8 protein-coding genes are annotated in these 12616 nt (G+C 58.8%); 4 read left to right on the forward strand and 4 right to left on the reverse strand.

The genetic code is table 11. From position 1 onward, the window contains the following. Positions 1-504: 504 nt before the first annotated feature. The 4 genes from AC1D05_RS15030 to AC1D05_RS15045 all read right to left on the reverse strand — a co-directional run bounded on the left by AC1D05_RS15030 (position 505) and on the right by AC1D05_RS15045 (position 6991). Positions 505-1539 carry a hypothetical protein gene (locus AC1D05_RS15030; protein WP_477441644.1) on the reverse strand — a complete coding sequence of 345 codons (1035 nt, stop codon included), beginning with the start codon at positions 1537-1539 and terminating at the stop codon, positions 505-507. Beyond that, positions 1536-2081, reverse strand: coding sequence for a hypothetical protein (locus tag AC1D05_RS15035; RefSeq protein WP_477441646.1), 546 nt, complete (start codon positions 2079-2081; stop codon positions 1536-1538). Before AC1D05_RS15035 ends, AC1D05_RS15030 begins: the two co-directional genes overlap by 4 nt. Positions 2082-2156: 75 nt before the next feature. Continuing rightward, positions 2157-4151 carry a phospholipase D-like domain-containing protein gene (locus AC1D05_RS15040; protein ID WP_477441648.1) on the reverse strand — a complete coding sequence of 665 codons (1995 nt, stop codon included), beginning with the start codon at positions 4149-4151 and terminating at the stop codon, positions 2157-2159. Between the two features lie 521 nt (positions 4152-4672). After that, positions 4673-6991, reverse strand: coding sequence for a S8 family serine peptidase (locus AC1D05_RS15045; protein WP_477441650.1), 2319 nt, complete (start codon positions 6989-6991; stop codon positions 4673-4675). Positions 6992-7583: 592 nt separating this feature from the next. On the opposite strand from AC1D05_RS15045, the gene AC1D05_RS15050 reads away from it, so the two are divergent. The 4 genes from AC1D05_RS15050 (at position 7584) to AC1D05_RS15065 (ending at position 12604) form a co-directional block, all read left to right on the forward strand. Beyond that, positions 7584-8603: a hypothetical protein gene (locus tag AC1D05_RS15050; RefSeq protein ID WP_477441652.1), complete on the forward strand. Its 1020-nt coding sequence runs from the start codon at positions 7584-7586 to the stop codon at positions 8601-8603. 32 nt (positions 8604-8635) lie between these two features. Then, the gene (locus AC1D05_RS15055; RefSeq protein ID WP_477441654.1) at positions 8636-8869 is read left to right on the forward strand and encodes a hypothetical protein; all 234 of its coding nucleotides are present in this window, start codon (positions 8636-8638) and stop codon (positions 8867-8869) included. A 631-nt stretch (positions 8870-9500) separates the two neighbouring features. After that, on the forward strand, positions 9501-11633 hold the full coding sequence (locus AC1D05_RS15060; protein ID WP_477441656.1) for an AAA family ATPase: 2133 nt from the start codon (positions 9501-9503) through the stop codon (positions 11631-11633). Next, on the forward strand, positions 11633-12604 hold the full coding sequence (locus AC1D05_RS15065; RefSeq protein WP_477441658.1) for an HNH endonuclease family protein: 972 nt from the start codon (positions 11633-11635) through the stop codon (positions 12602-12604). Before AC1D05_RS15060 ends, AC1D05_RS15065 begins: the two co-directional genes overlap by 1 nt. Positions 12605-12616 lie beyond the last annotated feature (12 nt).

Raw genomic sequence — 12616 nt, forward strand, 5'->3', positions numbered from 1 at the left:
AGTTCACCAGTTGCAAGGGCGATGAGATGTGATGGCGAACCGGTCATACCGGGAGCTGGGATAACCCGTGCGAATGTCGTGGGCGTCATTGCCCGCAAAGCAGAGTGGGACCTGACTCGCGGATACCATCAAGGCCAGCGGTCAACATGAACGACTGCATCAACAGGCCGGACAGAAGACTGCACCTGACCCAATCGTCAAAAACGTCAAATCACCCCTTGCAATGCGGGAGCCATCCACAGAAGACATTCCAATCGCGCTATAGCTTGCGGCCGCGCAGTAAAATAGGCGCCACACCGATAGGGTCCGCAGGCTCCACGGCAGCTCAGATTGCCTGCGCCAAGAGCAGCATTTGCGCCGCAAGTTGTTTCGGCGCGATGAGAACGATTGATCGCCACAGTTCTTAAGGACGCTCCGATTTGCGCGGGGACGCCGGTTGGGCCTGTACACTTAAATTGCAAGCGCCACGTTAGCCGTTAGCGCTGTGGCACCGCAGGCTGCAAGTCAGGGCGGGGCTGGGAAGGTGTGTTCCTTGCAAATGACATCAAGGACGACCTTCGCCGGCGGCTTCTGGTCTTGGCCGGGCGGCTTATCTGGACACAACCAGACAGATAGTGCGGGCGTGAACGAATGCAGCGTGCCCAACATCTCCTCGGTCTTGGTCGCCCAATCCGGATTGTCGAATCCCGTCAGAATGAGGCCCGGGGTCCGGGGTGCCGTTCCGGCCGTCGCCTGCCGAAAATCGCTGGCCTGCCGCAACACCCGCTGCAGCGCGCCTTCCCATAGGTAGATGGGTTCGATTGCAAGAATCTGCTTGTCGGACAGGCAGTCGATGGGGCCGCTGCCCAGATCGAGGCCACGCACCATGTCGGGGCAATAAAGCTCCCTCAGCCCGATTCTTCGATCATCAACACCTCCCAACAGGAGCGGGTTAATGCTCAAGGCCTTCTTCGGCATTTCCTTCTTCGGCTGCCCGTCGTCAAACGGCATAACCAGCTTCTTAAACCCATATTTGTCGGCATACGCCATCTCACAGGTGAAAGGCTTCTCGGCGGGTGGGTACCCATCTTTGGTAGTTCCGGATTCAGACAACACGATGTTCACGAAAACTGATTCAGCAGGTAACAACTTGAAATCACTTAACTGCCGCTTGGTCGTTGCTATATCGATCAGATTAAAGTGGCCATTCAGCTTATCCGTCGAACAGGTCATCTGCGGCCTGACGGTCGCCGCTGTCGGTCCTGCATTGGTCAGGGTGTAGTGGTACACCGGGACGCTGACGAAGACCTCGTTGGCTTGTAGCGCAATGGCAGTGTCGTCCAGGCCAAGGTTGAGGTAATCGACATATTGATAGTCCAAGGACAGTGTTGGCGCGTCTAAGCGCAGGAGGGCGAGGGCATTGTTTTTGGCCGGCACGAACAGTGCGGTGATCGCCGTGATCACCGCGGCTGGGAACCCAATCCAGTCGCGGACGAACTTCGCATAGTCGCCAAAGGTTTTGGTCTCGGGTTTGGCCGTCGGCACGGGATTCGATGTCATGGCCTATCTCCCGCCAAGAGGCGCTGGTTTTCGCTCTGGAAAGCCCAGCGTCGGTCGGCTTCGGAAAGAGTCAGCAGCCAGATGCTGTCGTAGTCCGCGTCGTCCCACATTGCTGGGGCGATCGCGGCCGATGCGACGATTGCAGCTGCCAGGCGCGGAATCGCCTCGTGTTGCCAGCACACGAGCACGGGGAAGGGCTGCTGCAGGATCTGAGGTCCCGCCTGTTCCTCTTGACCCTTGGAAAAGGTGGTGTCGGGTTCGAGTTGCAGCCGGCGCGCCAGAGGCGCGACGGTTTGTGTTGGCCGCAGGCTTCGCATGCCGCTGCCGTCTTTCTTGATCGGCGCCGAGGCAACGATCGTGACCGGCACCTGCAGCGGGGACGGAGGATCGAAAAACAGGTGGGCAAGAGCGCCGGCACGTTGCCAGCCGCGCACGGTCAACGACTTGTCGTCGGCCTGGCCAAGTTCATCGACACCGAGTTCCGGCTGTTCCGGAACCGGTTTTTCGGCGTGTCGGATAATCATAATCAGCCTGTCGGCCATGGCGGCAAACCTTGGTAACCCTTGCTTCCTGAATGATCCTGCTGGCCTTCGCGGACGTTGGATCGCCGCGAAAACCTATTCCGCGAAATACGCCGATATGCGCCTGTCGGCCTTGTCCTGCCAGCTGGCATTCGTCTTCAGGAACCCTTCTGCCGGGTCTGCAGACACCGGAAGGCCTTTGCGCTTCAGGGCTGCTGATTCCTCGGCTTCGGCTGCCCGGAAGCGGTAATGATCGAACACATCCAGCACGTGGGTTGCGTAAGCCTTAGCAAGCGCCGGGTCGCGCTGAATGATAGTCAGGTTCTCGTCGTTCGAATACGATGCCTTGTAACCCAGATTGTGGCTGCCGAACGCGACAAGGCAGTTTTCCGGGTCCAGGGGGTCGATCACCAAGATCTTGTCGTGAATGATCGCCTTGCCGGCGCTTAGGATCTCATCATTCACGAAGTTCCCGAGCTGACGGCCGATGTCCTTGTCGGTCAGCGCTGTGGCGCGGACCACGTTCACGCCGCCCTGCTGGATGATGTAGGGAGATGCCGGCACCAGAGGGTTGCCGTTCGCGTCTTTGCCGGATGGCTGGTAGCCCCAGGCCAACGGATCGGACACCGCCCCAACAACCTCCAGCTTGGCGTCGGCAAGGCCGAGGTCGATGGCTTGCGAGATGATCGAATGCACGCCGGCCTTCGAGGGAAGAAACACGGCGAACAAGATGATCTTCCGCGCCTTGCGCATGAGAGAGAACAGTCGGCTCAGATCCGGTGGGGGCGGGGGCTGGATCTTGGCCTTCGCCGAGGGCGGTTGCTGCTTCTTTGGCACATTGGGCGAATACCAGCATTCGAAGCTTGCGCCGTTGACCAGATTGCCCGTGACAGGGTTGAGATTGCTTTCCTTGAGAGTGTCTCCCTGGTCCGCACCGGGGTTCGGGTCGGAGGGCCTGGCGGGCTGGGGCAAAGGGTTGTCGAAGAGACGCTGCCAGTACTTCAGATAGGCGTCTGCGACACCGGCATCTTCGATGACGATGCAGTTGTTGCTCTGGCCGCAGATGCCGCTCCAGGTCCAGTTCGTTGATCCGGTTAGCACCGCCTTCGGTCCTTGGTCATCGGACCAGACCACGAACTTGTTGTGGCCGATATGACCGCTGCCGTTGAAGAGCCGGTCCTGCATGATGAACTTGGCGGCTGGCTTGCTGGCAATGGCCCGCAAGGCCGCACGGGCATCGGCGTTTCGGGTGTCGTAGGTGTGGGTCGCTTTGCCGGTGGCTTCATCCTTGCCGTCGCGCTTGCCAGCATCGGAAAGGATCAGCTGCATCCGCGGCGCCGCGGTCTCTAGCAAGGCGACAAGTTGCCGGTCCTCGAGTTCGTATAGCGCTGCATGGAAGTGCCCGCCCGGCCGGCTCAGGAACTCGGTCATCGTGGTCGGCACGTCGCCTGCGAGGTAGCGTCGTAGCTTGTCGGCGGGGTCACGGAGACGGACTTCCAGCTCGCCGGGTCCGATTTTGCCGTCATCCTCCTCGAGGACTCGGATCAGGAACTGCGTCGACAGGATGCCGTTGGTGAACGTCGAGATGAAGGGACCGACGCGCCGCGTAGCCACAACGATGTTGGTGAGTGCTGCCGGCCCTAGATAGCCCAGCCGGACGGGCTTACCCTCGTAGTGATGCTCGACGATCTGCCCGGTCTTGGCGTCCTTGTGGCTGCTCGGCACCGGTACGACTTCGTCCAGTCCTGCCCGAAAGCGTCCCACCGGGCGGATACTGTAGCGCAGCCGCTCATTTTCCTGCCGCAGCCCTGCCTGATCACGGCGGCGTCGCAACGTGAGATCGCGCCAGTTGAATTTCTGCACCGGCCAGACAGTGGTGTTCTGCGCCTGCCAGTCGGGATTGGATTGGCCGTCGAAGGCAACATATGCAGCAAGAGGCCGCTCTTCGACAATGTCGTCGCTGTCATCCTTCAGGATTTGGCGAACAATGTGGAAGCCAAGGCAGTCCGGAATCGGATCAGGGTCGGTTCGCCACGCCAGGAAGGCGACTTCGTTATTGACGATTGCAGTAGCCTTGACGATCTGCACCATCTTGCCCTCTCACAAGAAAGACGCGCGCCACCATAGAACCTAGGCCGATGCCGACCTCGTTCGTCTCAAATGCCGGACGGAATGTTTTACACAGCCGCTCTGTTGAGCAAAGACCGTGGTTTATAGCTCCATATTATACTTCAGAAGCAAGCGCTAAAGTAAAGGTCCTTTCCAATATTTATTTTACATAAGCGCGATGGAGGTTGCGTTGACTGCAAAAGCCGGAGCCTCCTGTCACCGCGTGCCGCCTCTGGTCGTGCTTCCCGGGACCGCCGCCAAATTCAAGGAGACCGTCCTTCAGGTAACGTCGGCTCCCCTTCCTCCTCAGTCGTTGGACCAGGCTGATCATCGACCAGAATCCAAATGGTATTGGCGCCGGCTTTTTCTGTTAACTCATAGCGATACACGTCCGTCGACATCATCACCTACCTTGCGGAACAGCCCTGATTTTATCAGCCCTTAAGCGCCCGTGAACGAAGTGGACATCCGCCCTTTAGTCGACGAATGCCACCGCCGGCGGGTCAAGCAGCCCAGACCGCCGACCCGATCACGACTAGCGCGAAGGGTTGCGGACCGTTGGGTACGTTCGAAGCCACGACCCGGACGCGCCAGTCGCCAGCGGACGCCACGCCGATGTCGATGACCTCAACGTTATTGGCAGCGTCGAACTGGGTGGCTCCTGCGGCTGCATTGCCCAGGTGGTTTACACCATCGGGTCCTGTCACGATCACGTTGAGGTTGTTGACGAGGCGAGGTCCCGGGAAATCGGAATAGGCAAGGACCACGCGAAGCGGACCCGAGGCTGGACCCAGGGTCAGGATACGTTCCAATTGGTTGCCGGTCGTGAGGCCGGCTCCCTCGTAAAAAAGGTTTCTCAGCGGCGGGCGAGGCGCGAGCACCGCGTCGAGGTTCACCCGCCCGTGTCCCTCGTCGTTATTGGGGCGTTGAGCGCCGTTTAGGCTGACCGCACCCGCGATCAGGGTCGCTTTGAGAAGCGCGGCTGACGGGCTGGTGATGTTGGCTTTCTTGCGCAGGTATTCGCGGATGACGCCCACCGCGCCGGCCGTCAATGGCGTGGCCATGCTGGTGCCGCTGTCGAGCATGTAAAGGGTCGACGAACCGAAGCGACCGTAGCCCCACTGGTTGGAGGCCACCACGCGCGAGCGTGTCGACAGAATGTAAGTGCCCGGCGCGACGACGTCTGGTTTAATCCGCTTGTCAGTTGTTGGCCCCCGGCTCGAGAAAGCCACCATCTGATTCGGATTGTCCGCAAGCGGGTCGTTGTGAAGTGGTGGGCTCGGATAGTCGTCAGGCCAATATTTTCCGTAAGTCCCCGGCGAACCGGGACGGTTGTTCTCGCTCGCTCCGACAGTGATGCAGTTCTTGGCCGTACCCGGCGAGGTGACGCTTCCGAGATCGACAACGCCGTCGCCGTTTCGGTCGGAGCCGTCGTTACCGGCTGCGAACAGGATGCAGAAATCGGGATGATCCCAAACGAACTGATCGAGCTGCTGGCATTGATCGTCATAGGCGCCGGGATCGCCCCCGCCCCAGGAGTTGGAGTGAACGCGCGCGCCCTGCTGATAGGCCCAGGCGAAGAGTGTCTTAAGGTCCGCAGGTAGACCGGACAGCAGGTAGCGGCCGGGCTTTTCATTGAAGCTGGGATCCTTCCACTTCATTTCCTGTTCGACAGCCTGGAAGACCAATTTGGCCTTGTAGGAAAGTCCGCGGACCGGGCCGACCAAGCCGGGAAGGTTTGTGCTACCGGTGCCATCGCCAAGTACCGAGCCCGAAGTATGCGTACCGTGTCCGCTATCAAGGTCTGCTGGACCATCATCGCTGCCGGGATTCTTGACGTAGGGAGCGTAGGAAGCCCCCATGGGATAACTCTTGATGGCGACCACGCGGCCTTTGAAATCCGGGTGGATTGTCTTGGGGTCGCCGTTGTCGAGACCGGTGTCGCACACCGCGATGATCTCGCCCGCGCCCGCGAGACCAAGGCCGTTGGCATTTGCCGCGGCCAGACTGGCCGCCGACCCCATGATCACCGCAGCCTGGTCATTGGTCGTGCGTCGGATCGGTTGCGGCGCGATGTTCCGCACGCCGTGGACGCGCGACAAGTCACGCAACCGCACCTCAAGGCGGCTGTCCTTGCCCTTGCCAGAAGCCTTGGCGCGCACAATCATCACGAGAGATTTCGGGGGGAAATCGAGAATCTCGAAGCCGAGACGACGAACCTTGGGTAGCGCCTTTTCCGCCAGGTCTCTGCGGAAGTACTGTAGCACATAGGCACCCGGCAGATACTGCGAACGCGGGGTCAGCGGGTCGGTTTTTTCTTCTTTGCGGCCAGTCGCCTGCGGCGACAGTCGCGCCGAATAGGGCAGGTGGCCCATCCATCGCACCGAAGGCAGAGCAGCCACCTTGGAAACGGACTTGAGGTCCAAACGAACGACCACGGTGAAACCCGACCACGGCGCGACGATCTCACCCCCGGCGCCGCGAACAGCGGAAAGCCAGGCCTTTTTTATTGGGCCGACGAACTGAACCAGATAGTGATGCGGCCCCGGCGGCAGGGGCGGCGCGCCGCGATATCGGGGATGGGCCTTGGCCTCGCCCGTCGCTGCGATGCGCGGGATGTTCGTGTCGATAGCCCCATCGGCGCCATTGATGACGTATTGGTCGCTGATGTCCTCGGTCAGCCGCCCTTGGCGGACGGCGTCGACGGCCGTGTCATCGACCTGCGCCACGACGAAAGCTGGGTAAGTGGCGAGAACCCGGGCGCCGGGCGTCGCCTCGATCGTCTTGCGATCGACATCGTAAATCTTGAGCGTTTGGGGCATCACCAGACCTCTCAGAAAGGATCTTTAAAAGCCGAAGTGGGTCGGCGCGGCATGCCGCAGTATGCAAAGCAGGGCCCCAAGCAGGGTCGAATTCGTCCCTGATGCCAGAAAGTACCATATTCAAGCCTCGCTTTCCCGCTAGGTCAAGTCCAAACTATTAGTCAAACACTACGGAGTCTCGAAATTGAAATTCACTCAACAATTTTGATTTGACCATAATATCGAACGATTCCGCGTCCTTCGGCGGTCCACTCCATTCGACTTACTTCAGTCCCAGGCGCCAAAACCGTTGCGCAAATCGACTTTGGCAGGATCAGACGCGTATAGCGTGACATTAATCTGCGCTTCAGTCTCAGCCCTAGACATCGGTCGTCAACATGAGGCTTTTCGCTAAATATCGCTTACGATCTTCTTCTCCATAATTGGCCGTAAGAATTTCGCTCTGATTATGGTTTCGAGTTCGCCGGGAGAATGCAGCGGTAGCACCCATCGGTGCACGGGCAGAAAATCAATTTTACTTTCTCGAAAAAGAGGATCAAATTATTTTTTTAAGGGTCGCAGTAAGACGACCGATTGGGGAGGCAGGGGAAATATGGGCAAAGTTCGATGGGCTTGGTTGGCCATGCCTATTCTTGGTGGATGCGCGGCCTATCCGTTGCCCGATGACGTTATGGGCTACAGCAGCCGGGATATTGCGACACAAGTCCGCTGTGACGCGCGATATGCGGTTCAGGATCTCTGGCTTGTTGATCGTTTCAAAGCATATGGCAAGCAAGTGCAATATGACGGGATGGACGGCTCTGAGATGGCGGCGTGGCTGCTGAGTAATCGGGAGAATTTTCACGCGCTTAATCTCGATCAAATCGAGCCCAAGCAAGAACGGGATGCTTTTAAATTCTATCGTAATATTCTGATAAGCTATGACTTTGCTTTGGACGGCACTCTCCAGAACGATTCTGGGTTGTCAGCTTCCGTTCTCGGTGAATTCACCAGCCGGACCGACACGATTGGCATCGATATAGGCAGCACGCGTACACGACAGGGCAAACGGCAATTCCGCGTTTTCGACACCTTTGAGTCCTTGGGGATCAAGACGCCGGAAGGACTGTGCAAGAATTTCAACAGAGTGACGCCTGCGTCGAAGTTGCCAGACAAGAGTTACACCAGTGCAACCAACCGCTTGTTTCCAAGCACTGGAGCGCTTCGGATGCACAATTTGATCGACGACTTCCTCGTTCAGAATCAAACCGGAAATTTGGGCGGCGACAAGGACGACTGGAAGACCGCGCATATGACCGACACGATAACCTTCACCACAAGGACCAAGGGTGATCTATCTCCATCGACCAGCTTCAATGCGGAAGGCACGGGATGGAAGCTTGCAAGCTTAGGACTGACCAGCAAGAATTACAGGCTGGATGTCCACACTATTATCATTGACCTGAGCCTCTCGAGCACACCGTCGACCATTGTAACGGACGCGCTCGGACGTCTCGCCCTGCCTGGGGCTAAGCCGTTGATAGAAACAGGGAATCGAAATCTTGATCGTGCAAAGGATGATAATTTCAAGGATGACTTCCGTCGTCTCTCGACAATCGTGACGGACCACTAAGGTTTTCTACAGTAAGCCAACAGGAGGATCACATGGCATCGTTCGACGCTGCGGAATTCATTGAAGCGATGACTAAGTTGGCAGCAGACGAGAAATTCAAAAAGAGATTCATCAGCCAGGTGTCGGCATCGAAATTGGCTATCCGGGTCAACTCAGAGTTGGAAAAGATCTTCAAGGACGTCGTAGCAACAGCGAACCCAGACGGCGACCCCCTCCACATTTTTCCAACGCCCTTGCCGACTCCAAAGCCCAAGAAAGGGAAGTAGGCTTATCGCGCATGTCCTTTGCCCATTCGATAGTACTATCCTTGAGGACGGCTGATCTGTGCGAAAAGGTACGGTCAACCACTGTCGAGTTTCACCGTTATGAGCAGCTACTCCTCGTTTGAGCGGCGGGCGCTTGCCCTTTTCAGCTTATCAGGACGTCCATTATCGAAAATCGGACCCCGGAGCGGCCAGTCGGCTTCTGGCTCCGATGCTGCCGGGAGGCGATGCACCGCATTTCGGTCACCCCGTCGACGTCAGACGTGCACTGAAAGCAGGCATGATACCGCAGACACGACACGTGAGCTTGCGGCGTGATCGTGATGCCGATTAGGCCTAGATAGATGATTGAGATTGCAACTTATCGGTCGTCATCGAGCTTCGACAGGCGGGGCGTTGAGCCGAAGGTAACATCGCAGCTCCGCTGCTCTCCCAACTAGATGCGGCAAGTCACAGCTATGAGCCGCAGCAGGCGACAAGTTATTGTTCGAACTAAGCGATATGGTTGCAAGTGTCTCGTGATATTCACATGATCGGCCTGGCTCTAAAGGGTAGAAACGCTGCCCGCCGAGGAAACGTCTTTTAGCCTAAAATGAAGCCTGACGTGCCGACACCGAACCACTTGGAGTAGATCATGCGATACGTCGCGCGGGCACCAATTCCGCCAGCGGCCTTGGGGGGCTCGCTTGCTATGGAGAGACGTCAATCCTTTCTCCATTATCTTCAGTTGGATCCGATGAAACGCGAACAGACCCGCGTTCCGATCATGCAGCTTGAGCCACGGGAGATCATGCGCGATCTTTCGCACATGTTCTTGGGAAAGTGCGCGTTCTGCGAACAAGCTTCGAAGAGCATGTCCCTGCACCGCTTCAGGCCAATGAACGACGCCGAGCCAACGGTCGGCAGCGAGGAGGACGGGCGGGCACGCGACTCCCATCTCTATTATGGCTGGCTGTCGGATGCCTGGATCAATCTGTATCCGATCTGCGGGGACTGCAAGCCGAAACGAACCACCTTCTTTCCGGTCGAAGGACAGAGGGCGCATATTCCGACGCCGGAGGAATATGCAAGGTTCGTCAAAAAAGGCGACGGGACGTGGCCTGACTTAGACCTCGACGAGACACCCCTCCTCGTCGATCCCTGTGCCGATGACATTGCCCGCCATCTCGTCCCGCGCGAAGACGGAGCGCTGGAAGCTGCAAGTCGGAAGGGCCAGGAAACGATCAAGCATTTTCGGCTCAACCGGACGCGATTGAGAGCCAGGCGAAAACAGGCTCTCGAGGACTATGCAAAACTCGAAGGCGATGGGCCGAACGACACCAACGAATTCGTCGGCCTCTGGCGAATCGTCAGGCGCCAGATCGATGCCAGCGACGTAGAAATCGCGGCGATCACCGCGTCTGCCAATATTGTCGAGGAAGCCGACGTCGCGGGAGCCCGCCCGCGCCTCAAAGAAATCCGGCTGACGAACTTCAAGGCGATCGAGACGCTGTCGATCAAGCTGCCTGCTGCACCAGACTCGAACGAACGCATGGCGCAGGCACTGTTGATCCTTGGCGAAAACGCTGCTGGCAAGAGCTCCATCCTGGAGGCGATCGCGCTTGCCCTCATCGGCGCCGACGCGCGCCCAGACCTGGTGGAGGAACCGGGTGGCCTGAGGCTCAACCCGAGCTTCATGGGTGCGGAGGACCTGCCGCAAAAGCGATCGGCCAAGGTTCGGCTTCAGTTCGACAATGGACAGGTCTCGACACTCACGGTCGGTGCCAAGGGCTATTCTCAAATCGGCGAGAAGGGATTGCCCTTGGTCTTCGGCTACGGCGCCTACCGTCACTACGTGCGCGACTTGCATGCCTGGAAACCGTCGCGACCGGTGCTCAGTCTGTTCCATACCGACAGCCTTCTTAGCAATCCGGAGGAATGGCTTCTCGGCCTGCAGCCGACCGAGTACCGGGCCGTCGTCCAGGCCCTGGGCGTGATCTTCGGGGCGGCCGAAGAGATAGACGTCATCTATCGCGACGAGGCCAAGCGGAGATGCTTCGTTGAGATGCAGATCGATGCGTCCGGCAAGAAGAGCAGAACCCCGCTCTCGAACGTCTCGTCGGGCTTCCGTACCATTCTGGCTTTGTCCTGCGACATCATGCGATGGCTCATGGATCGCAACATCAATCCGAGCTTCACGAAGCTGACCTCGGTGGAGGGGATCGTGCTGATCGACGAGGTCGAGGCCCATCTCCACCCGCGCTGGAAGATTCACATCATGAAGGGCCTGCGCACCGCATTGCCGTCAATAACCTTCATCGTCACGACCCATGATCCGTTGTGCCTCAGAGGAATGCGCGACGGGGAAGTGGTGGTGTTGAGCAAGGTCGCCAGGCAGCTCCCCAGCGGCCAGATCCCCCTCATCGTCGATCGCCTAACCCAGTTGCCGAAGGTGTCTGCGCTGACCGTCGAGCAACTCCTCACCTCGGACCTGTTCAGCCTGTTTTCCACCGACGACCCCGAGATCGAGGCAAGCCTCGCAAAGCTAGGCGACTATCTCGCAAAGAAGGACGGGGGTGCGCCGGACCAGATCGTCAGGGCTGCTATGGACGCGCTCCGCAGGCAGGTGGTGGATGCTCTTCCGGTCGGGATGAGCGAGGCTGCCCGCCTAGTGCAGGAGGCCGTTGCCGACTATCTCGTCAAGCGACGCAACCTAGCCGGTAGGCCACGCGAGGACCTGCGCGATGAAACGAAGCGTCGTATCCTGGCCGTCCTGGAGGGCATCTGATGCGGCGCGTCGATCGGACCCTGGTTTCGGCGCCGGCTGTCCTTGTCGGCGACAAGAGCCGCGGCGGCAAGGAATTGGCGAAGGCGAAGATCTTCTTCGAGGCAAAGGCTGAAGCTGCGGGAGCGACCGCCGGCGCGCTGGCTCCAGCCACGAAAGCAAGGGAGAAGAAGAAAAAGGAAAAGACGTTCGATTTTAGCGCCTATTCCGACGAAGCGGTCAAATACGCGCTCGAGAAGCTGTTCTTCGGCAAATGCGCCTATTGCGAAAGCCGATATGCCAACCAAGCACCGGTCGATGTCGAACATTACCGGCCGAAGGGACGCATCGCCGGCGTTGCCAATCATCCCGGCTACTGGTGGCTCGCCATGGTATGGGACAACCTGCTGCCGAGCTGCATCGATTGCAATCGCCGGCGTTGGCAGGATTTGCCTAAATTCCCGGTAAGCCTCGCGCAACTGCTGTCGGCACCCGAGATGCAAGGGGTCAAGGCATCGCTTGGCAAGCAGGATCTGTTTCCGATCGCCGGCGCGGACAGGGCGACGGCGGACTTTCCCGGCATCGACGAGCAACCCGACCTGGTCAACCCCTGTGTGGACGATCCGGAAGAGCACCTGGTGTTCCACATCGACCGCGGTGACCCCCTCGGCCTCGTTCTTCCGGCATTCAAGGATAACGTCCCCTCCCGGCGTGGCCTGACATCGATCCATGTCTATGGCCTGAACCGCCTCGGATTGGTCCAGGAACGAACGCGGATCCTGCGCAAACTCGATTTCCTGAGCCGGTTGATCGACGAGATCGGCAAGATTTCGGAGGCGCTGCTTGCCAGCCGCGATAAGAAGAACAAGACGATGGGCGCGCGGCTCGATCTCCTGGTCAACCAGATCCTGGACGAGATCCGCGCGATGGCGGAGCCGGACCAGCCCTATTCGAGCCTCGTGAAGGCTTGGTCGAAGACGCTTAAAACCAACTGAGGGAGATGGGAC

This window comes from Mesorhizobium sp. P2_E9 (genome assembly GCF_056403815.1).